Source organism: Microlunatus elymi (assembly GCF_007362775.1).
In the GTDB taxonomy this organism is placed as follows: domain Bacteria; phylum Actinomycetota; class Actinomycetes; order Propionibacteriales; family Propionibacteriaceae; genus Microlunatus; species Microlunatus elymi.
On the sequence record NZ_CP041692.1, the window covers coordinates 1,937,827 to 1,959,719 of the forward strand.

General features: G+C 65.9%; 15 protein-coding genes. 9 read left to right on the top strand and 6 right to left on the bottom strand.

Going from position 1 to position 21,893, the window contains the following annotated elements:
- Positions 1-254 precede the first annotated feature (254 nt).
- From FOE78_RS08715 to FOE78_RS24410, 4 genes are all read right to left on the bottom strand, one after another.
- Positions 255-2,957 carry an ABC transporter ATP-binding protein/permease gene (locus FOE78_RS08715; RefSeq protein ID WP_228266114.1) on the bottom strand — a complete coding sequence of 901 codons (2,703 nt, stop codon included), beginning with the start codon at positions 2,955-2,957 and terminating at the stop codon, positions 255-257.
- A 171-nt stretch (positions 2,958-3,128) separates the two neighbouring features.
- A complete protein-coding gene (locus FOE78_RS08720) occupies positions 3,129-4,220 on the bottom strand; it encodes an ABC transporter permease (RefSeq protein ID WP_143985938.1) in 1,092 nt (363 codons plus the stop codon).
- Between the two features lie 136 nt (positions 4,221-4,356).
- Entirely contained in the window at positions 4,357-5,340 is a 984-nt protein-coding gene (locus tag FOE78_RS24405) for an ABC transporter substrate-binding protein (RefSeq protein WP_323125722.1), read from the bottom strand.
- Positions 5,250-5,948 (bottom strand): ABC transporter substrate-binding protein, encoded by a 699-nt coding sequence (locus tag FOE78_RS24410; RefSeq protein ID WP_266095030.1) that lies wholly within the window; start codon positions 5,946-5,948, stop codon positions 5,250-5,252. Before FOE78_RS24410 ends, FOE78_RS24405 begins: the two co-directional genes overlap by 91 nt.
- Positions 5,949-6,241: 293 nt before the next feature.
- Between FOE78_RS24410 and FOE78_RS08730 the strand changes: the two genes are divergently transcribed.
- Positions 6,242-6,814 carry a methylated-DNA--[protein]-cysteine S-methyltransferase gene (locus tag FOE78_RS08730; RefSeq protein ID WP_228266115.1) on the top strand — a complete coding sequence of 191 codons (573 nt, stop codon included), beginning with the start codon at positions 6,242-6,244 and terminating at the stop codon, positions 6,812-6,814.
- Between the two features lie 135 nt (positions 6,815-6,949).
- Positions 6,950-10,150, top strand: a complete 3,201-nt coding sequence (locus tag FOE78_RS08735; RefSeq protein ID WP_143985939.1) for a DEAD/DEAH box helicase — start codon at positions 6,950-6,952, stop codon at positions 10,148-10,150.
- Positions 10,151-10,204: 54 nt separating this feature from the next.
- Here the strand turns inward: FOE78_RS08735 and FOE78_RS08740 are convergent, their stop codons facing one another.
- Entirely contained in the window at positions 10,205-11,245 is a 1,041-nt protein-coding gene (locus FOE78_RS08740; protein WP_168207431.1) for a LacI family DNA-binding transcriptional regulator, read from the bottom strand.
- 148 nt (positions 11,246-11,393) lie between these two features.
- On the opposite strand from FOE78_RS08740, the gene FOE78_RS08745 reads away from it, so the two are divergent.
- The 5 genes from FOE78_RS08745 (at position 11,394) to FOE78_RS08765 (ending at position 18,073) form a co-directional block, all read left to right on the top strand.
- Positions 11,394-12,899 (top strand): ABC transporter substrate-binding protein, encoded by a 1,506-nt coding sequence (locus FOE78_RS08745; protein ID WP_143985941.1) that lies wholly within the window; start codon positions 11,394-11,396, stop codon positions 12,897-12,899.
- Positions 12,896-13,861 (top strand): carbohydrate ABC transporter permease, encoded by a 966-nt coding sequence (locus FOE78_RS08750; protein WP_210414888.1) that lies wholly within the window; start codon positions 12,896-12,898, stop codon positions 13,859-13,861. The genes FOE78_RS08745 and FOE78_RS08750 overlap by 4 nt, the downstream gene beginning before the upstream one ends.
- Positions 13,858-14,775, top strand: coding sequence for a carbohydrate ABC transporter permease (locus FOE78_RS08755; RefSeq protein WP_143985942.1), 918 nt, complete (start codon positions 13,858-13,860; stop codon positions 14,773-14,775). Before FOE78_RS08750 ends, FOE78_RS08755 begins: the two co-directional genes overlap by 4 nt.
- Before the next feature lie 191 nt (positions 14,776-14,966).
- Positions 14,967-15,848 carry a MurR/RpiR family transcriptional regulator gene (locus FOE78_RS08760; RefSeq protein ID WP_228266116.1) on the top strand — a complete coding sequence of 294 codons (882 nt, stop codon included), beginning with the start codon at positions 14,967-14,969 and terminating at the stop codon, positions 15,846-15,848.
- Positions 15,845-18,073, top strand: coding sequence for an FAD-dependent oxidoreductase (locus FOE78_RS08765; RefSeq protein ID WP_143985943.1), 2,229 nt, complete (start codon positions 15,845-15,847; stop codon positions 18,071-18,073). The genes FOE78_RS08760 and FOE78_RS08765 overlap by 4 nt, the downstream gene beginning before the upstream one ends.
- Before the next feature lie 24 nt (positions 18,074-18,097).
- Here the strand turns inward: FOE78_RS08765 and FOE78_RS08770 are convergent, their stop codons facing one another.
- Positions 18,098-19,132 (bottom strand): ABC transporter substrate-binding protein, encoded by a 1,035-nt coding sequence (locus tag FOE78_RS08770; protein ID WP_143985944.1) that lies wholly within the window; start codon positions 19,130-19,132, stop codon positions 18,098-18,100.
- A 683-nt stretch (positions 19,133-19,815) separates the two neighbouring features.
- On the opposite strand from FOE78_RS08770, the gene FOE78_RS08775 reads away from it, so the two are divergent.
- Positions 19,816-20,559, top strand: coding sequence for a hypothetical protein (locus tag FOE78_RS08775; protein ID WP_143985945.1), 744 nt, complete (start codon positions 19,816-19,818; stop codon positions 20,557-20,559).
- 74 nt (positions 20,560-20,633) lie between these two features.
- A complete protein-coding gene (locus FOE78_RS08780) occupies positions 20,634-21,887 on the top strand; it encodes a glutamate-5-semialdehyde dehydrogenase (RefSeq protein WP_228266117.1) in 1,254 nt (417 codons plus the stop codon).
- The last annotated feature ends 6 nt before the right edge of the window (positions 21,888-21,893 follow it).

Consider the following 21,893-nt stretch of genomic DNA (forward strand, 5'->3'; position numbering starts at 1 on the left):
CCTTCGACAGGCTCAGGGCCCTTCGGACGGGTCCTCGAATCGGCACGGCCGCGTTGCCCTCCAACATGAAGGGCCTGGTGCCGATCATCGACGGCCCCGACCGGACCGCACCCGACTCTGCAGCCGTGCGACACAGTCAGGGCCTTGCGTTGAGTTGCGCGGTCGGGCCACGGCCCCGACCGCAACCAAGTCGGCCCGTCGACAGGCTCAGGGGCCTTGCAGCGAGTCCGTGGAATCGGACAAATCGGACCGGGTCAGCTGACGTCGGTGAGGAGCTTTCCTCTCGCTTCGCGGCGGTGACGTTGTTCGACCGGGTCGGGGACCGGGACGGCGGCGATCAGCCGCTTGGTGTAGTCCTGTTGCGGGTCGTTCAGGACCTGGTGCGCGGGTCCGATCTCGACGATCTCGCCGTACTGCATCACGGCGACGCGATGGGCCAGCGAGTCGACGACGGCGAGGTCGTGACTGATGAACAGGCAGGCGAACTGCAGCTCGGACTGCAGCTCGTCGAACAGCTCCAGCACCCGCGCCTGCACGGACACGTCCAGCGCCGAGGTCGGCTCGTCGGCGATCAGCAGCTCCGGATCGAGCGCCAGCGCCCGCGCCAGGCTGACTCTTTGTCGCTGCCCGCCGGACAACTCGTGCGGATACCTGTCGGCGTAGTTGCCAGGCAACTGCACCCGATCAAGCAGTTGGCGCACCTTGGCCCGCTGCTCGCCGGCCGACAGCCGACCTTGTACGTGCAGCGGTTCGGCGACGCAGTCGGTGATGGTCAGATGCGGGTTGAGCGATGCTGCCGGATCCTGGAAGACGAAGCCGAAGTGCCCGCGATGCGTACGGAGCTGGGCGTCGGTCAGCTGGGAGATCTCGGTACCGCTGACGGTCACCGACCCGGACGTCGGCTTCTGCAACCCGACCGTGGTCCGGCCGACCGTCGACTTGCCCGAACCCGACTCGCCGACCAGGCCGAGCACCTCGCCCCGTCGGATCTCGAAGCTGACCCCGTCCACCGCGCGGAAGGACGGCTGCCCGAGCCGGCCGGGGAATTCCACCACAAGATCATCGACGGTGAGCACAATCTGCTCTTGTGTCTGGGCGGCCGGTGTAGCAGCGACACCCCGACCCAGATGCGGCACGGCGTCCAACAGCCGCTGAGTGTACGGATGCTGCGGTGCAGCGAAGAGCGCATCGACCGGCGCCTCCTCAACCACCCGGCCCTGGTACATCACCACCACCCGGTCGGCGACGTCGGCGACCACCCCCATGTTGTGAGTGATCAACACGATCGCGGTGCCGAGCCGATCTCTCAACGACAGCAGCAACTCCAGGATCGCGGCCTGCACGGTGACGTCCAGTGCGGTGGTCGGCTCATCGGCGATGATCACGTCCGGTTCGCAGGAGATCGCCATTGCGATCACCACCCGCTGCTTCTGCCCGCCGGACAGCTGATGCGGGTAGTAGTCGACCCGGCGCTCCGGGTCCGGCAGCCCGACGAGCTCCAGCAACTCGATTGCCCGCTGGCGCGCCTCCTTGCGGCTGATCTTGCGATGCGCCCGGATGCCCTCACAGATCTGCCAGCCGACGGTGTAGACCGGGTTCAGCGCGGTGGACGGCTCCTGGAAGATCATCGAGACCTGATCACCGCGAATCGGCCGCAACGCTCGCGGCGACAACCCGAGCAGCTCGCGGTCCCGTAACCTGGCCGAGCCGGTCGTATGCGCGGTCGACGGCAACAGCCCGAGCATCGCCCGGCTGCTGACCGACTTGCCGGAGCCGGATTCGCCCACCACGGCGACGACTTCGCCTTCCTCGACAGCAAAGCTGACCCCGTTGACAGCGTGCACGATGCCGGCGTCGGTGTCGAAGCGGACGGTCAGATCCTGCAGGCTCAACGTCGCCACCCGTTGCCGCTTCTCCGCATCGACGACCACCGGTTCGGTGATCTCGGCCGGGTCCTTGATCTTGGTCGCAGCACCACCGGCGGCATCAGCGGCGTCGGGTCCGGCAACCGAGTCCGTCGAGACCGCCGCCTCGAACTCCCCGGCCACCTCCTTCTCGTCGGCCGACGCACCTCCGCCGGCGCGGGTCCGCAACAGGGGATTGAGCACGTCGTTCAGGCTCTCGCCGACCAGGGTGACGCCGAGCACCATCAGCACGATCGCCAGCCCGGGGTAGAGCCCGGTCCACCAGATCCCGTTGGTCGCATCCGACAGTGCCCGGTTCAGGTCGTAGCCCCACTCCGCGGCGGCCGACGGCTCGATTCCCAGCCCCAGGAATCCCAACGCAGCAAGGGTGAGGATGGCCTCGGAGGCGTTCAGGGTGGCGATCACCGGCAGGGTGCCGGCGACGTTGGAGAGGATGTGCTTGAACAGGATCCGCGGGGTTCGGGCGCCGACCACTCGGGCTGCATCGACGTACGGTTCGACCTTCACCGCGACGGTCGCGTTGCGGACCACTCGGAAGTACTGCGGGATGAAGACCACGGTGATCGAGATCGCCGCCGCCATGATCCCGTTGACGGCACCGCTCTGGCCGCCACCGATGATGATCGACACCACGATCGCCAGCAGCAGCGAGGGAAACGAATACATCGCGTCCATGATCAACACCAGGCCACGGTCCAGCGCACCGCCGATGAAACCGGAGATCAACCCGATCGGAACACCGACCACGATCGAGATGATCACCGCGACGATGATCACGATCACCGCGGTCCGGGCGCCGTAGATCACCCGAGACAGCACGTCCTGCCCGCCGACCGTGGTGCCGAACCAGTGCTGCGCCGACGGATGTTGCAGGGTGCCGAAGACGTCGTTACCGACCCGGTCGGCGTTGAACCCGTACGGCGCCAGCAGCGGCGCGAAGATCGCCAGCACGATGAAGAACAGCACGATCGCGAAGCCGGCGAACAGCATCACCCGCTGCAGACCACGGGTCTTCCGGATAGTGGAGAGCATGATCAACTCCTAGGAGGGTCGTGCCGAACGACGGCCGTAGCGAGCGGCGTCCGGGTGCGTGCTGTGGCGTGGCGGAGGCGGTGCGCATGCCGGGTGCATGTAATCCGACGACAACGCGGCACAGTGCGTGCCCGGGCGTCGCGCAGTAGGTCGGCGTTCGACACGACCCTCCTAGAACCGGACCCGCGGGTCGACCATGGCGACGATGAAGTCGATCACCACCGAGGCCACCGCGACGATCAGCGCGAACACGGTGACAATCCCTTGTACGGCGATGAAGTCGCGTTTCAACAGGTACTGACCCAGCGTGTAGCCCAGCCCCTGCCACTCGAACGTGGTCTCGGTCAGCAATGCACCACCCATCAGCATCGCGATCTGCATGCCCATCACCGTGACCACGGGCACCAGCGCGTTGCGGAACGCGTGCTTGGACTGCACCCGCCGCTCGGGCACACCGCGAGCCCGGGCGGAGATCACGTAGTCCATCCGTAACGTCTGCAACAGATTGACTCGGACCAGCCGCAGGAACACACCGCCGGTCAGCAGGCCGAGCGCGATCGCCGGCAGCACCGCGTGCTGCAGCACGTCCAAGATCAACTTCGGATCACCCCAGAGGATCGCGTCGACCAGCATGATGTTGGTCTTCGGGTGCACGTTCTGCAGGGTCAGCTCGGTCGCCGTACTGGCTCGACCGGCCACCGGCCAACCGAACGGGGAGAAGATCAACTTCAGCAACAGGCCGACGAAGAACACCGGTGCGGCGTAGACCAAGATCGCGAACAGCCGCAGCGCGACGTCGGGAAGACGATCACGGTAGCGGGCCGCCAACCGGCCCAACGGAATGCCGATCAGGAACGCCACGATCAACGCGTAGATGGACAGCTCCAGGGTGGCCGCACCGTTGACCTTGAGGATGTCGGAGATCTCCCGGTGATCGGTCAGCGTGGTGCCGAAGTCCAGATGCAGCACACCCCACAAATACTGGCCGTACTGCACGATCAGCGGCTTGTCCAGCCCGGCGGCAGCCTTGCGTACGGCAATCTGCTCCGGACTCAGTCGGCCGCCCAGGGCGGCACTGATCGGATCGCCGATCACCCGCATCAGCAGGAAGACAACGGTAAGCAGGATCCACAGCATCGGGATCACCAGTCCGATCCGGACCAGCATGTAGCGAAGCAGCGGCGGCATTGACCCACGTCGTGCCCCAGCCGGGGCCGCAGAAGTGGGCGGTTCGGCGGGAGCCAGTAGTTCCGTGGTGGCCATGGAAATCTCCTCCACGCAGCCGACGGCGGGCCAGGCTGATGATCGCCGGCCCGCCGTCCTTGCTGCTGTTGATCGGGACTGCTGTCGAACTGGACTGCTCAGCGTCCGGGGCTGCCGATCGGCTCGGCAGTACCCGCTACTTCGACAGCGACGTGAAGCGGAACTTGAAGCTCGGATCCAGAGTGTTGTCCACGCCCTTGATGTCGTTCTTGGCGATGGCAACCTGGGCGCCGGTCAGCAGCGGCAGGATCGGGATCTGCTCGGCGGCCAGCTTCTGAATCTTGGCCAGGGTCTTGAGCCGGTTGGCTTTGTCACTGTCGGTCCGCTCGGAGTCCAGCAGCTTGGTCATCTGGGGATCGGAGTAGTGAGCGTGCACGAAGTTGTCCGGCGCGAAGAACGGGGTCAAGTAGTTGTCCGGGTCGGGGAAGTCCGGGAACCAGCCGAGCTGATAGATCGGGTAGCTGTCCTTGACTCGTTCGGCGTTGTAGGTGGTCCACTCCGCCGACTGCAGATTGACCTTGAACAGCCCGGTCGCCTCGAGCTGTCGCTTGACCTGGTTGTACTCGTCTGCCGAGCTGGAGCCGTAGTGATCGGGGTTGTACCAGAGGTCGAGTGAGACCGGGGTGGAGACGCCCGCGTCCTGCAAGTATTGGGCCGCCTTGGCCTTGTCGGGTTTGCTTCCGTACAGGTCCTTGAACGGCGTGGTCGCGCCCAGCTGGCCTTCGGGGATCGGCGAATACTCGGGGGTGAAGGTGCCCTTGTAGACCTCGTCGGCGATGGCCTGCCGATCCAGCGAGGACGCCATTGCCTTGCGGATGGCGAGCTTCTGCGCGTCGTTCTTGCCCGGCATGGTTTTCAGGTTGAAGACGATGTAGCGGGACTCGCCGCCCGGCCCGGTGTGCACGGTGATGCCCTTGACCGTCTTCAGATTGTCGATGTCGGTCGGAGTGAGCGAGCGGTAGGCGACGTCGATGTTCTTGTTCTGGATGTCCAGCTTCAAGTTGTTCGGGTCGGTGTAGTACTTCATCGTCACCGTGTCGATCTTGGCCGCGCCGTAGGTGCCGTTGTAGTTCGGGTTCTTCTTGAACTCGGCCAGTTGATTCTTCTGGTAACTGCCGATCGTGTACGGGCCAGAGGTCCCTTGGACTTGACCACCTCGTCGTCGCTGAGCACCTTGTCGGCGGGGTAGACCTCCTCGTCCACGATCGGGCCGGCGGAGGTGACCAACACCTGCGGGAAGGTCTGATCGTTGGGCGCCTTCAGGGTGAAGACGACCTTGTTGCCATCGGCCTTGACCGACTTCATGTTGCCCAGCAGCGATGCCGGACCGTTCGGGTCGTTGATCTTGACGATGCGTTGGAAGGAGAACGCGACGTCGGAGGCGGTCAGGTCATGGCCGTTGGCGAATTTCAGCCCGTCCTTCATCACGCAGGTGTAGATCGTCGGCTTCGTGAAATCGCAACTCTTTGCCGCGTCCGGAGTCGGCGTCGTCGACCCCTCCGGGAAGTTCAGCAGGTACTGATACACCTGCGTCTGCACATTCAGCGAGCCGTTGTCGTACGATCCCGCGGGGTCGATCGAGACGACCTTGTCCGTGGTGCCGACGATGATGCCGTTCGAACTGTTGCTGGCTTTGTTGTCGGATCCGGTGCCGGGGTTTCCGGCGCCACATCCGGCGATGACGACGGACAAGGCACCCAGCCCTGCAACGAGGGCGGCTGCGCGCATGCGTTTCAACTCACGTCTCCTGATGTCGATGTGTCCCCGACGGCGGATCCGACGGCCCCGGCGATCGCCCCGGTCGGTGCGTCGCTGCGGTCATCGGCAGTGCCAAGAACCCCGCGGAACGGGTGTTCTGCAGCACGAAGTTGCTCGAATTGTCCCGGGGACACTAACACTTTGCTCTAACGGCGATGCCCGGGTTGATTCAGTCGTAACCATCCCGCGACGTGGGATTGAGCCGTTGCTGCGGCAGAAACGCGATGTCCGATCGCCGCCAGGTTGTGTCCGAGGATCGCGCCATGATGGTGCCCATGACCACCAAGCTGTCGACCGCATCCGCTCCGACCGACGACGGAAGAATCGCGCGCGGAGCGTTGCGTACGCCGGTCGGGGTGATCGGCGTGGAAGCCTCCGACATCGGCCTTCGCCGGGTCGGCTGGCGTCGCGACCGGACTCCGTACGAGGTCTCCGGCGAGGACGCCGCCGCACAGTTGGCGCACCGCGCGCTCAATCAGCTGAGCCGCTACTTCGCCGGCGAACTGACCGAGTTCGACCTGCCGCTGGACCTGCCGGAGCTGGGCGTCTCCACCCGGGCGGTGCTGATGGTGCTGAAGGACACCGTCGGCTACGGCCAGACCATCACGTACGGGGAGTTGGCCGACCGCAGCGGCGCGCTCGAGGATGCCGCGGTGCCGGCCCGGGCCATCGGCTCGATCATGGGCAGCAACCCGGTGCCGATTGTCATCGCGTGTCATCGCGTGGTCGCCTCGGACGGGCTCGGCGGCTACTCCGGCGGCGAGGCGGGCCGCGGTCGCGAGACCAAGACCTGGCTGTTGGAGCACGAAGGTGCTCTGCCGCCCACCCTGCTCTGATTGCCCAGCTCTGATTGCCCTGCTCTGGATTGCCCCGCTCTGGATTGTCGGTGCTGCTCTCTAGGATGCGAAGCGGGCCGGAGCACCGGCCCGATCGACGTCCGGCCCGGCACCGGGCAGCAAGGGGTGCGTTGCATGATCGATCTGTCCGACGACGCGATCGGCAACCTGGTCGGTTGGAATTCGCTCTTCCACGGGCTGGAGTATGCGGAGTCGGGCCGGGTCGAGAGCGTTCGGTGGTCGCAGGGGCAGAGTGTGCTCGACGGCGTGGTGTACGGCACCGCCAGCAAGCCGTATCGGGTCAACATCCTGTTCAACGGCGGCCAGGCCTCTCGGCCGACCGTTGGGGTGTGCTCCTGCCCGGTGCATCTGAACTGCAAACACGTCGCGGCCACCCTGGTGACTGCCCGGCAGCCGACCATTGTCGACGACGCGACGGCCACGATCGACGCCCGGCCGCCGTCCTGGGAGCAGCTGCTGGAACCGCTGGTCCGGGCGGGCGGTGTGCCGAGGACGAGACTCGCGCTGCAGTTGGACTTTCGCCCGCGCGCACACGAGTCGCTGCGCGGCCGGCCGGTGTCGCGGGGCAAGAGCGGCCGCTGGATCCGCGGCGACACCGGCTGGCACCAGTTCTCCGCGATCCCACCGCTCGGCGACGTGGATCCGGTCCAGCATCAGGTGCTGGCCGCGATCCGTGGACTCGGCCGGGATCAGTGGAGCAGCCAGCAGAACTGGAAGCGGCTGGACGACGTCTCCAGTACGGCCTTGTGGGCGCTGCTGGCGGATGCGCGACGGGCCGGGCTGACCATGATCAGCGACGAGTCGGGCGCGCCGGTGATCATCGAGGACAACCCGATCACGGTGCATCTTGAGGCCCATCGGGATGATCAGGAGTTGGTCCTCGAGCCGGTGTTTGATCACGGGCTCGGAGTGCTCGATCCGACCAAGATCAACATCGTCGGGCTCCCTCAGCAGCTGACCGTCCGCCGTGACGACGATGGTGCGTTGCGACTGGCGCTGTTGGCGCAGCCGCTCCAGCCGGCGCTGGCCCGGCTGATCACCACCGGCCGGTCGCTGGTGGTTCCGGCCGGCGACGAGCAGAAATTCCTCGACGACTACTTCCCGCAGCTGCGCACCTCGATCGCCGTCCGTTCCAGTGACCACAGCTGGCAGCCGCCCGCGCCGCGGGAACCGGTGCTCGCACTGGAGTTGCGGCCTCGCTCGGATCACCGGATGGAGCTGCGCTGGGACTGGTGGTATCGGCGCGGACCCGACGACCCGGGCGAGCGCTACTCACTCCTGATCGGCGCCGGGGCCCAACATCGGGATCTCCCGGCGGAGCAGGAGATCCTGCACCGCCTCGACCTCAAACGCTTCGACGTGCTGCTGGACAAGTCGGTGTCCCGATCGCTGCTGGCGCGCAATCTGCTCGGGCCGGACGACATGATCGAATTCGTCTCCCAGGTGTTGCCGCAACTGGATGATCAGCCCGGACTGGTGATCATCTTCGAGGGTCAGCTGCCGGACTACGCCGAGGCCAAGCGTCCGCCGTTGATCAAGGTCCGGACCGAGCACATCCGCGGCGAACGGGACTGGTTCGAGCTGTCGGTGACGATCGAGGTGGACGGCGAGAAGGTGCCGTTCACCGAGCTGTTCAAGGCGCTGGCCAAGGGCGACGTGACGATGATCCTGCCCGGTGGCACCTACTTCCGGCTGGACAAGCCGGAATTCCGTGAACTGGCCGAGCTGATCGCCGAAGCGCGCGCGATCGGTGAGCCGCGGGCGGACGGGGTCAAGATCAGCCGCTACCAGGTCGACTGGTGGGAGGAGCTGGAGAAACTCGGCGTCGACCTCGAGCAGGCGGCCGAGTGGCGGTCCGCGGTGGCCGGGTTGGGGCGCGACGGAATTCCGGAGCGGATCGAACCGCCCGCCGGGTTCACCGCGACCCTGCGGGACTATCAGCGCGACGGCCTGGACTGGCTGGTCTTCCTTCATGATCATGGCCTGGGCGGGGTGCTGGCCGACGACATGGGGTTGGGCAAGACCCTGCAGGCGTTGGCGCTGATCTGCCATGCGCGGGAGCGAAGGACGGGGTCGCCGGCGCCCTATCTGGTGGTGGCGCCGACCAGTGTGGTGGGCAACTGGGCCGCCGAGGCCGCCCGGTTCGCGCCCGGTCTGCGGGTGGTCGCGATCACCGAGACACAACGCAAGTCCGGGGTGACACTGCGGCAGCAGGTGGCCGGCGCCGACGTGGTGCTCACCTCGTACACGTTGCAGCGGATCGATCAGGAGAACTACGCCGCGCTGGACTGGGCCGGATTGATCTTAGACGAGGCCCAGTTCGTGAAGAATCATCAGTCCCGTGCCTATCAATGCGTACGGATGCTGCAGGCGCCGTTCAAGCTGGCGATCACCGGAACGCCGATGGAGAACAACCTGATGGAGCTGTGGTCGATGTTCTCGATCACCGCGCCCGGGCTGTTTGCTGGACCGATCGCCTTCCGCGACGACTACGCCAAGCCGATCGAACGCAACCATGATCAAGTTCTGCTCGATCGGCTGCGCAGCCGGATCCGGCCGTTCATGCTGCGCCGGACGAAGGATCAGGTGGCCGCCGAGCTGCCGCCGCGGCAGGAGCAGGTGATCGCGCTGGATCTGCTGCCCAAGCATCGAAAGGTCTACCAGACCCATCTGCATCGTGAGCGGCAGAAGATTCTGGGCCTGCTGGATGATCTTGACGCGAACCGGTTCGAAGTGTTCCGGTCGCTGACCCTGTTGCGGCAGCTCAGCCTGGACGCGTCCTTGCACGACGACGCGTACGCCGACATTCCGTCCACCAAGTTGGAAGCGTTGGGCGATCTGGTGACCGAGATCCTGGCCGAAGATCATCGGTTGTTGATCTTCAGCCAGTTCACCGGATTCCTGACCAAGGTCGCAGAGCAGCTTTCTGCACAAGGGATTCCGTACGCCTACCTTGACGGCCGGACCAAGGACCGGGCGCGGGTGATCGACGGCTTCAAGCAGGGGCAGGCGCCGATCTTCCTGATCAGTCTCAAGGCCGGCGGGTTCGGGCTGAACCTGACCGAGGCCGACTACTGCATCCTGCTCGACCCCTGGTGGAATCCGGCCTCCGAGCAGCAGGCGATCGACCGGATCCATCGGATCGGCCAGACCCGCAGCGTGATGGTCTATCGGCTGGTGGCCAAGGACACCATCGAGGAGAAGGTGATGGCGCTGAAGGCGGACAAGGCCAAACTGTTCGCCAGTGTGATGGACGGCGCCGCCACCGGTGGCAGCCGACTCAGCGCCGCCGAGATCCGCGAGTTGATCGCTTGAATCTCCGAGTTGTCAGCGTCAGAAGGCGCTATAACGACGTGTAACGCTGACAAGTCAGCTGCTCTCTCGGACGATGAGTTCGCTGACGATGCCCTGGCAGTCGCCGGCCGCCGTGCCGGAGAGCTGCGCGACGAGTTGCCGGGCGACCGCGGCGCCGTAGTCGAAGGCGTCGCGGGCCACGGCGGTCAGGGTCGGGGTGGTGATCTCGCAGACGGGCGCGTCGTCCCAAACGACCAGGGCAAGGTCCTCGGGCACGGGGCGTCCGAGATCCTTCAACGCGAGCAGGGTTTGGCAGGCCCGGTCGGCGCTGTCGCAGATCAGTGCCGTCGGCGGATCCGGTTCGGCCAGCAGCACGCGAAGTTGTGCCGTCGTCTCGACCCGGTTCGGTGCGGCGGTGAGGTTGCCGTCGGCGCGCAACCCGTGCTCGGCCAGATAGTCCTCGAAGGCCGCTGCCCGTTGCTCCGCGTGCAGATAGTGCGGGTTGTCACTGAACCGGACGATCCGTCGATGTCCCTTGCTCAGCAGGTGATCCAGGGTCATCGTCATCGCCGCGGCATCGTCGGTCCAGACGCTCGGCACCGGCGAGTGGCCGCGTACGTCGCCGGCGATCACGGCCGGGATCTCCAGCTTCTGCACCAGGTCGAGACGTGCGTCGTCGCGTCGTACGTTGGTGATCACGAAACCGTCGACCCGCCGCTGGCTGGCCCAGGACCGGTACACCTCCAACTCGCTCTCCGCCGAGTCGACCGTGGTCACCAGCATGGCCCGGTCGTCGGCCGCGAGCTCGGTGTTGATGCCGTTCACGAAGCGCATCATGTAGTCGCTCAGACTGCGCTGTGCGGGCCCGTCGACGGCGAACACCAGTCCCACCACCCGGGTCCGCTGGCCCTGTAGTGCCCGCGCGGTGTGGCTGGGAACCCAACCGAGCTGCTCGGCGGTCCGCACCACCAGGGCCCGGGTCGCCTCGCTGACGCCGGGTTTGCCGTTCAGCGCGTACGAGGCCGCGGACAGCGAGACCCCCGAGGCGCGTGCAACGTCGACGATAGTGGCGCGGCGCTGCTGCCGCGGTCGCCGCTTTCTGGTCTGATCTGCCACGGGCGTCCTTGATCTTGAGCTCGGTCGGCCGACGGGTGTCGGTCGCTGTTCGGTTACGGAACGATTTTCGGTCTTGCCAGCGGAGACCACCGTCGCTAAGGTCCATTAAACGTTTCAGCATCGTGGATTGCAACGAAGGAGTCTGCACATGTCCGGACGATTGAACCGACGACTCTTCATCGGCGGCGGGGTCGCATCCCTGGCCACCTTGGCCGCCTGCCGGGGCCCGGCCGACACCGGTAGCGGCGGCGCCGGATCCGGCGGCGGTGGCGGTGGCGACGGTGCCAAGGGCACCATCAGCTACTGGGACTTCTGGCAGTCCCAAACCCCGTGGGTCGAGAACGAGATCAAGCTGTTCCAGCAGAAGAATCCGGGCCTGACCGTTGATCGGACCCAGCAGCAGACCGGTGCCTACACCAACCTGCTGACCCTCGGCGCGAAGAGCGGCAACCTGCCGGACGTGCGCTTGCTCGGCAACGACCCGACGATCAACGTCCAGGTGTCCAACGGCTGGCTGGCTCCGCTGAACGACTACCTCACCGACGACTTCGTGAAGGGGCTGCCGCCGTACACGTTCGTCGAGGGGAACAACATGTTCGACGGCAAGATCTACAGCATGCCGATCAGCGGCAACACCGATCCGGGCTTGTTCCTCTTCGTCAACAACAAGGTGTTCAAGGACGCCGGCGTCGTGGATGATCAAGGAAACGCCAAGGTGCCGAAGACCTGGGACGAGGTGACCGACGCTGCGGCCAAGATCACCGCTGCGGGCAAGGGCAAGGTGCACGGTCTCGGCTTCGGCAACTCCGCTTTCGACCTGCTCAGCTGGTGGGTCTCGGTGTTCTGCCAGGCCGATTCGGTCACCCACGGCCTGGCGATGGACATGCGGACCGGCAAGTACACGATGGGAAGTGATCAAGTACTGGCCGACTTCTGCAACCTGATGCGGCAGTGGAAGCAAAAGGGCTACATCTTCCCGTCGGCGATGTCGATCGACGACGAGACCGCCCGGGTGCAGTTCGCGCGCGGGGCGTTCGGTATGACGGTCGGCGGTGCCTGGAACATCCCCGGCTGGAAGACCGACGGCTTCACCGACTACACGATGACCACCCGGCTCAGCCAGGCCGGCAGTCCGAAGTACTTCTACTACAGCGCTCCCGGCGGCACCACGTTGGTGCTGAATTCCAAAGCCAGCAACAAGAAGAACGGTGCCGAATGGCTCACCTGGCTGAACGGTCCGGAGGCCGGCAAGCGCTGGTCGTTGGAATACAACAACGCCATCTCGATCTATCCGGAGGCCAATGATCCAGCCGGTGCGAAGGATCCGAACTTCAAGAACTACCTCGAGGTGATCCAGGGCCAGACCCTGCCGGGCCCGTCGGCCGGTGTCAGGAATCCGGACACCGCGAACGTTCAGCCGGCGCCGGTGACGCCTGCCGCCGGAGACGTGCTGGCGGGCATCTACACCGGGCAGTTGAAGGACATCGGCAAGGCGTTCTCCGAGCTGGAGAAGCGGTCCAACCTGACCCAGACCAAGGCGATCGCGGCGGCCAAGAAGAAGGGCGCCAAGGTCTCCCAGGACGATTACGTCTTCTCCGACTGGGATCCGACCAAGCCGTACAAGTACGACATCCCGGAGTATCCGACACTGTGACCAGCACAACGGTTCCCGGCCGTGCGACGCGCCGCAACGCGTCGCACGATCGCCGGCGGGTTTCTTCGCACGGCTGGAAGGTGCGCTGGTCCTACATCTACCTGCTGCCGTTCATGATCTTGGTCGCGTTGTTCACGATCTATCCGATCATCGCCTCGATCGGCTACTCGTTCATCAAGTGGGACGGGCTGACCGCACCGGACGGCTTCGTCGGGCTGCAGAACTTCGTCCAGATCGCCACCGATCACTTCTTCTGGCTGTCGGTCGCACATTCCTTGTGGTACGCGGCTTTCGTGGTGCCGATCCAGTTGTTCATCGCGCTGATCCTGGCGTTGATCTTGAACCGGCCGAAGTTCAAGTTCACCTCGATCTACCGATCGCTGTTCTTCCTGCCGGCGGTGATGTCGCCGGCGATCCTGGCGGTGGTGTTCCGGTTGCTGATCTCCGCTCTCGGCGTGGACTGGCTCGGCGATCCGGACGTGGTGATGTGGGTGATCATCGTGATCGGCATCTGGCAGACGCTGGGGTACAACCTGGTCTACTTCCTGGCCGGGCTGCAGACCATCCCGTACGAGTTGTACGAGGCCGCCGAGGTCGACGGCGCCGGTTGGCTCGGCCGGTTGCGGCACATCACCCTGCCGGGGTTGAAGAACATCTCCGTGGTGATCCTGCTGATGGCGATCCTCGGCTCGCTGAACGTTTTTGATCTTGTCATGGTGCTGACCGGTGGCGGACCCTACTTCGCCTCCAGTGTGACCAACACGTACATCTATCAACTGGCGTTCGGAAACTTCTACTCCGGCGCCGGTGCGTCCAGCAACGTCGAGCAGAACGTCGGCCTCGCCTCGGCCGGTTCGGTGTTCTACGGGATCATGCTGCTCGGGTTGACGTTGATCCAGTTCGTCGCGCTGGCACGGATCCGGAAGAAGACCGCCGAGCAGAATCAGGGGGCGATCGGATGACCGCGAGTACACTCTCGGCGATCAGCACCGCCGCCGATCAAGATCAACTCGGTGCCGCTGCCGGTGCCGGCGGGCGGCGATCCCGCAAGTGGGTGCGCCATCTGCCGGTGCACGTCGTGATGGCTGCGCTCGGGCTGGTCTGGGTCTATCCACTGTTGTGGGCGCTGACCAGTTCGTTCAAGACCAAGATGGACATGTTCGGTGACGGGCCGTCGGTACTGATCCGCAGCATGCCGCAGTTCCAGAACTACCTCGACGCCTGGACCCAGGCGAACTTCGGCCGCTACTTCTTCAACAGCGTGGTGATCACCGTGCTGACGGTGGTCTTCACCGTGGTGTTCACCGCAATGGCAGGTTATGCGCTGGCCCGGACACACTTCCCGGGCCGGAAGGTGATCATGGTCGTGGTGGCGATCACCATGTTCCTGCCGCGCGGCTACACGCTGATCCCGGTCTTCGACCTGGTCTATCAGCTGTACCTGCTGAACACGATCTGGGCGGTCGTGGTGGTGCAGGTCGCCGGCGGAATGATCTTCAGCACCTTCCTGTTCATGGGGTACTTCATGAGCGCCAACAAGGAGTTGGAGGAGGCTGCTCGGGTCGACGGCGCCGGCTTCAACCGCACCTTCCTGTACGTGATGTTGCCGACCGCGCGACCGATGATCGCCACCGTCGGGCTGTTCAGCTTCATCAGCTCCTGGAACGACTTCATCATCCCGCTGGTGTTCACCCTCGGCCGTCCGGATCTGCGGACGATCCCGGTCGGCGTCGCCGCGCTGACCGGCGGCAGTGCCGGCACCGACTGGCCGGTGTTGTGTGCGGCCAGCGTGATGGCCCTGCTGCCGATCGTGATCGTCTTCGTGGTCGCGCAACGGCACATCATCGACGCATTTGCCGGCGCCGTGAAGGGCTGAGGCACTATGAAACAAATTTGCAGGAATGGTCGTGGATCTCTGGAAATGCGGTAATCTCTTGCGAGTCGCCGTCGATCAGCCCGGTGCCGATTCGGGCTCGAGCTGTGAAGCGACGGCGGCAGAGGGAGTACGACGTGGTGGGCCGGAGTGCGGACCGAACAGCCCGGGGCCTGCGCGCGGCAGAGCACCGGGTGCAATCGCGCGATCCGCTGCAGTTGGTCAGCGATTCGATCCCGCGGTTGCGGGGCGCCACCGCGAGGGTGGCCGAGCTGATCCTCGCGGCGCCCGATCGCGTCGCGTCCGGCTCGATCACCCGGTTGGCCGCCGACGCCGAGACCTCCCCGGCGACGGTGACCCGGTTGGCGAATCACCTGGGCTTCGACGGCTTCCCGGCCCTGCGAACCGCGATCGCGATGGAGACCGGACGGGCCGCACAAGCAGGCTGGCAGCGCGACATCGGCTCGGCGATCGCGGTCGGTGACTCGCCGGAGCAGGTGCTGAACGTGCTGGCCGCGACCGAGGCCAACGCCTTGCGCAGCGCGCTGGCAGCTGTTGATCTTGATGCCGCAGGTCGGGCCGCGGACGCGATCGCCGCGGCCGGTCGCGTACACATCTACGGCGAGTGGGGCGACGCGCCGCCGGCCCAGGAGCTCTACTTCCGGCTGCTGCGGATCGGGGTGCCGGTCTGGTTTCACGACGGCCCCCGGTCCGCCCAGGTCGGCGCCCGGCAGCTGACCTCCGGTGACGTCGGCATCGTCGTGTCCCGATCGGGCGACAATCCGGCAGCCGCACAATTCCTCGAGACTGCCACGAACGGCGGCGCACTCGGCGTGCTGATCACCGGCGAACCCGATTCCACGGCAGCAGGACTGGGCGCCGTCGTCCTCTACACGGGCACCCGCAACGGGCCGGACTGGACCGGCTTCTTCGCCGGCCGCGCCAGCGACGTACTCACCGCAGGACTGCTCTTCGTGCTGGTGGCGCAGCGGTTGCCGCTGCGACCGGCCGCCACCGGAGCTGAGCCCGATCACCCGTTTTCGACCGATCACCCACAGAACGGAAGCCCGCGATGAAGATCGAATCCGTACGCAGCGACGTCACTGTGATCGGCGGCGGCCTGGCCGGGGTCTGCGCCGCGATCGGCGCGGCCCGCAACGGCGCCGAGGTCGCGCTGATCCAGAACCGGCCGGTGCTCGGCGGTAACTCCTCCAGCGAGGTCAGGGTCTGGGTCTGCGGTGCGACCGCGCACGGCGTTCAGCACTACGCCCGGGAGACCGGGATCATGGGCGAGCTGTTCGTGGAGAACCAGTTCCAGAACCCCGACGGGAATCCGTACTACTGGGACTTGGTGATCACCGAAGCGGTCAAGGCCGAGCCCAAGATCAAACTTTTCCTGAACACCGACGTCCGTGAGCTCTCTGCGGACGGGCCTGGTGACGATCGCAAGATCAGCTCCGTCACCGGCTGGCAGATGGGGTCGGAGAAGTTGATCACGTTCAGCAGTGATCAGTTCATCGACTGCACCGGCGACGGGCTGGTCGGTCTGCTGGCCGGCGCCGAGTATCGCACCGGTCGCGAACCGCGATCGGAGTTCGGCGAGTCCTGGGCTCCGGAGGTGCCGGACAACAACACGTTGGGCAGCACGATTCTGTTCTACAGCAAGGATCTGGGCCGGCAGACCAAGTTCGTACCACCGCCGTTCGCCAAGGACATCGTGGCCGCCGGTATCCCGGAGCATCGGGTGATCCGCACCGACCTGAACGGTTGCGCCTTCTGGTGGATCGAGTGGGGCGGTGAGCTGGACGTCGTCGACGACAACGAGCGGATCCGCGACGAGCTGCAGTCGGTGGTCTACGGCATCTGGGACTACGTCAAGAACTCCGGCAACTTCGACGCCGACAACCTCACCCTGGAATGGATCGGTTCGGTGCCGGGCAAGCGCGAATACCGCCGATTTGTCGGTGATCATGTGCTGACCCAGCAGGACGTGCTCGGCCAGACCGAGTTCGATGATCGGATCGGCTTCGGTGGTTGGTCGATCGACCTGCATCCGCCCGGTGGTGTCTACGCGACCGAGCACGGTTCGAAGCACTGGCATCCTGACGGCAACTACCACCTCCCGCTGCGTTGCCTGTATTCGATCAACGTCGGCAATCTGTGGATGGCCGGCCGCAACATCAGCGCATCCCACGTCGCCTTCGGCACCACCCGGGTGATGGCGACCTGTGCAGTGCTCGGCGAAGCCGCCGGCGTGGCAGCCTCGATCGCTGCGCTGCAAGGGTTTTCTCCGCGCCAGCTGGGACACGAGGAGTTCGACCGGGTCCGGCATGCGCTGGTGCGCGCCGACGCGTCGGTGCTCGGCGTGGAGAACACCGATCCCGATGATCTTGCTCGCGCCGCGACGGTCAGCGCCTCCTCGACGCGGCGCCGCGTTGCGGTCGAGGAGCCGGCCGATCGCCGGCGACTCGATGATGCGTTCGGCATGGTGTTGCCGGTGCGCGGTCGGCTGGACGGGCTGGAGGTCCTGCTGGACGCCGATCGGGCCGGCGAGATGATCTTGGAATTGCACGACCCGGTGAAGCCGCAGAACTACCTGCCGCTGAAGTTGATCAAGACCGTCAGCGCGGCGGTCGAGGCGGGGGAGAAGCAGCGGATTCGATTTGACCTGGACTGGGCGCCGGAGCAGCCGCAGAACGCGTTCCTGGTCTTCCGTGTCGACCCGGCGATTTCCCTGCATACAGCCGATCGCTCCACTGTCGGCACGATCTACTTCGACTACCGTGAGCCGGCTCCGGACGAGAAGTTCGCCGAACAGTTCCGGCACTGGAAGCAGACTCTGCAGCATCAGGGGTTGTGCTTCCGGCTGACCGAGCCGACCGACGTGTACGCGGCCGATCAGGTGGTCGGCGGCTATGCCCGGCCGTACGGGGGACCGCAGCTGTGGTCCTCGGAGTCGCTGCTGGTCGATCCGGAGCCCTGGTTGGAGTTGACCTGGGACGAGCCGCAGACGATCGGCGAGCTGTCGTTGATCTTCGACGACGACCTGGACGAGGACCTGATCAACCTGCATCACCACCGGACGCCGTACGAGGTGCTGCCGAGCCTGGTCCGTGACTACCGGGTCGAGGCCATGATCAACAACGACTGGCTGCCGATCGCGTACGGACGGGACAACCGGCGGCGCCGCTGCGGCCACCGACTGGATCATCCGGTGACCACCGACCGGATCCGGCTGGTGATCACCGCCACCAACGGCGCCGCGGAAGCGCACGTGGTCGCGGTACGCGCCTACTCCTGATCTGTTGCCGGTACGCGGGAGGAGTCAGAGGCGCTGGAGGTAGGGGCTCAGGTCGTCCAGCAGGGAACCGATGCTGAGCGCGGTCGGGATGTTGTACGCGGTCACCCAGGTCAGGTCGACCTGATCGGCGGTCTTGTTCTTGACCGGAGTGAGCTGGCGGAAGATCGGATCGTCGGCCAGCTTGCCGGCCAGGTCCTTGTCGCTGGAACCCATGATCACCAGGTCGACGTCGTTCAGATCGGTGAAGCGTTCCTTCGACAACACCACGCGCGGCTCGGAGCCGGCGCCGGGCAGTTTCGCCAGCTTCAGCCCGAGGCTGCGCAGGAAGAGTGCGGACGAGGTCTGATCGCTGTTGGTGCAGACGAACTCGGACGCACTGAGGAAGTTGCCCAACTGGAACGTCTTGCCGGCGATCTGCGGGTTGTCCTTCTTCACCTGTTCGATCTTGCCGTTGACCGACGTGATCACCTGCTCCGCCTGCGCGGCGTGGCCGGTGGCCCGGCCCAGGTCGCGGGCGTTCGACTCCCAGGCAGGAGTCTGCGAATCCGGATCGGCGTTCACCGCGAGCACAACGGTCGGCGCGATCTTGCTCAGCTTCGCGTACGTCGCCGTGTCGACCAGATAGTCGCTGCCGACGATCAGGTCCGGCGTCAGTGCCGCCACCTTCTCCGCCGGTACGCCGTCGGCCATCGGGATCGAGAAGACCGAGCTGTCCTTCTGATTGATCTTGCCGTCGGCCCAGGGGCCCAGCGGCGTGGTCGGGGTCGGCGCGCCGACCGGCGTGACGCCGATCGCGGCCGCCGTCTCCACCAGCTGATCGGTGAGCAGGACCACCCGCTGCGGCTGCTTCGGGATCGTCACCGCCCCGTTGATCGTGTCCACGGTCGTCGGGAAGGCGGCTGGGTCGGAGCCGGCGCGGGAGCCTGAGGTCGCGTTGGGCCCGGCCCCCGATTCCGAGCCGGCCGCCGGCTGTGCGGATTCCGGTGTCGATCCCGCGCCGCTGCTGCACCCCGCGACCAGCAGCAACACACCGAGCACCAGCACAGCGAGTCGATCCATCTGCGCCCCCCCTCAATCAAGATCAATTTAGGTTGCCCTAACCTAACACAAGCGTTGTTGGTGCCTCGGGCAGATCCCACGCCACCCGCACGCGTCCGAAGCCGATCTCGTTACCTCAACCGTCCCGGCTACATCAGCCGCACGCGCTATCGACTGCCGCGCGCGAAATACCCGGTGCGGGAGAAGATTTCCCGCGCGGCTGTGGTCGGGCCGGGCGATATTGGGTGCGGGAGTAGATCTTGCGCGCGGCTGGGCCGGACCGGGGGATGGATGGCGCGGGGGTAGTTCCTCGGGCGCTGCTGTCGAGGTGGTTGGCGCCGCAGCAACCACGGCCCCAGATCCCAACAGACACAGGGATTCAGGGGCCGATGTGATCTGCGTGACAGTGGCCGATCCCAGCTTGATTCGTCAACTATTTCGCCCCTAACATTTCGGCGTCGAGATCGATCGCACCTCTGGCGAACACGGGCGACAAACTCCCGGCCGCAACGCCGGTTTCACCACCGCCTCCGGGTCGCCCGGAGAACCACACACCGAAGCCCGATCGGGCAGCGCGTACTCCTGCGCCGTCCTTGCCTGGGTGCGCACTTCTGCTGCGCCCACGCGAGTCACGGTGCGGATCAGTGCGCCCTGCTCACCATGATCAACTTCACCACCGTGTCCACCGTTCGTCGGCCACCAACGTGGCAGAAAGCAAGATCGAAGTGATCGTCGATGTCCTCGGCTGGACGGCCGCCGTCTATGGCGCCGTCGTCGCCGTACCGCAGATCGCACGCGTGCTCAAATTTCGCAGCACCGCCGGCATCTCCCGCCTCGCCTGGCAGTCCAGTCTGGCCAGCAACCTGTCCTGGGTCTCGTACGGAGTGATGACCCACCACCTCAACCTGTGGTTCCCGTGCCTGCTCGTCGGCCTCTGCGCAGCCTGGATGCTGATCATGATCGAACGCGATCGCCGGCCGGGACACGACCCGTTACGGGACCGGCGCGGCACCTCGATCACGCTGCTGCGTACGTTCGCGTTGCCGATGGTGGTCGCGACGCTGGCGTTCACGATGGCCGCGACGATCGGCTCGCTGGCCTTCTCGGTGTTGGTCTTCATCGCCGCCGCCGTCGCCCAGCTGCTGCAGCTGCGCAGCCTGATGACCTGCCGGGACATCTCGGCCGTCTCGGTGCCGTACCTGGCGATGGGCGTTGTCGGGCAGGTGCTCTGGTTCAGCTGGGGCATGCTCGCTCACGACAGCTCCAACCAACTGGTGGCCGGTTTCCTGATCGTGCTGACCGCAGCCAACCTCGGCTGCTACACGTTGCGCCGGTCGGAGTTGCTGCAGCCGCGGCGGATCGACATCGCCTTGCCCCGTTGGGTTCCGGCGCCGCAGCCGCGTCCGGTGCGGATTCGTACCCGGCCGATCGACCCGAACCGCTACTGATCGGTAGCCCGATGGCCGATCGGCGTTTGCGAGATCGATGCCCACGGCCGGATGCCGCCCGCGATAATCGTCGGGTGAGCGAACAGATCCCGACCCCCGTCGCCGAACTGGCCCGACGTTCCCGTACTGCCGGTCGCACCCTGGCCAAGGCCACCCGCGACGTCAAGGATCGCGCCCTGGAGGAGATGGCCAACGCGCTGGGCAAGGCAGAGGACCAGGTGCTGGCCGCCAACGCCCAGGACGTCGCCGCGGCCGAGGAAGCCGGCACTGCGCCGGGGATGATCGACCGGTTGCGACTGACCTCTGACCGGGTGGCCCAGATGATGGACGGCCTGCGTTCGCTGGCCGGGCTGCCGGATCCGATCGGTGACGTCGTACGTGGTTGGACCAATCCGAACGGCGTTCAGGTCCGGCAGATCCGGGTGCCACTCGGCGTGGTCGGCATCATCTACGAGGCCCGGCCCAATGTCACCGCGGATGCGGCCGGCATCTGTCTGAAGTCCGGCAATGCGGCGCTGCTGCGGGGATCCTCGTCCGCGGCGCATTCCAATGCCGCGATCGTGGCTGCGTTGCGGGCCGGGATCGCGGCCGCCGGACTGCCTGCCGACGCCGTACAACTGGTGCCGGGACCGCGTTCGGTGACCGACGAGTTGATGGCCGCCCGAGGCCTGGTCGACGTGCTGATCCCGCGTGGCGGCGCCGGACTGATCGATCACGTCGTCGGCAACAGCCAGGTGCCGGTGATCGAGACCGGAGTCGGCAACTGTCACTTGTACGTGGACGCCGACGCCGATCCGTGTACGGCGCTGGAGATCATGATCAACGCGAAGGTGCAGCGGCCCAGTGTCTGCAACGCGATCGAGACGCTGCTGGTGCATCGGGAGATCGCGGAGGACTTCCTGCCCGAGGCGATGCGGCAGCTGGCCGCAGCCGGTGTGACCGTTCACGGGGACGAGCGCGTGGCCTCGTACGGAGACGTGGTGCCGGTCACCGAAGCCGACTTCGCCGCCGAGTACAACACGCTCGACCTGGCCGTGGCGGAGGTCGACTCGATCGACGCAGCGCTCGAGCACATCCACCGCTACAGCACCGGACACTCGGAAACGATCGTCACCGATTCCCAGTCGGCCGCGCAGCGGTTCGTCGCCGAGATCGACGCCGCAGCCGTGCTGGTGAACACCTCCAGCCGGTTCGTCGACGGGGGAGAGTTCGGCTTCGGTGCGGAGATCGGCATCTCCACCCAGAAGCTGCACGCCCGCGGTCCGATGGGGCTGCCCGAGATGACCAGCACCAAGTACGTGGTCAGCGGCTCCGGCCAGATCCGCTGATCAAGA

What these genes read in the sequence shown, in the direction of transcription:
- FOE78_RS08770 (WP_143985944.1), bottom strand. Translation starts at nt 19,132, where the DNA reads ATGGATCGACTCGCTGTGCTGGTGCTCGGTGTGTTGCTGCTGGTCGCG.
- FOE78_RS08735 (WP_143985939.1), top strand. Translation starts at nt 6,950, where the DNA reads ATGATCGATCTGTCCGACGACGCGATCGGCAACCTGGTCGGTTGGAAT.
- FOE78_RS08765 (WP_143985943.1), top strand. Translation starts at nt 15,845, where the DNA reads ATGAAGATCGAATCCGTACGCAGCGACGTCACTGTGATCGGCGGCGGC.
- FOE78_RS08715 (WP_228266114.1), bottom strand. Translation starts at nt 2,957, where the DNA reads ATGCTCTCCACTATCCGGAAGACCCGTGGTCTGCAGCGGGTGATGCTG.
- FOE78_RS08755 (WP_143985942.1), top strand. Translation starts at nt 13,858, where the DNA reads ATGACCGCGAGTACACTCTCGGCGATCAGCACCGCCGCCGATCAAGAT.
- FOE78_RS08720 (WP_143985938.1), bottom strand. Translation starts at nt 4,220, where the DNA reads ATGGCCACCACGGAACTACTGGCTCCCGCCGAACCGCCCACTTCTGCG.
- FOE78_RS08745 (WP_143985941.1), top strand. Translation starts at nt 11,394, where the DNA reads ATGTCCGGACGATTGAACCGACGACTCTTCATCGGCGGCGGGGTCGCA.
- FOE78_RS24410 (WP_266095030.1), bottom strand. Translation starts at nt 5,948, where the DNA reads ATGCGCGCAGCCGCCCTCGTTGCAGGGCTGGGTGCCTTGTCCGTCGTC.
- FOE78_RS08730 (WP_228266115.1), top strand. Translation starts at nt 6,242, where the DNA reads ATGATGGTGCCCATGACCACCAAGCTGTCGACCGCATCCGCTCCGACC.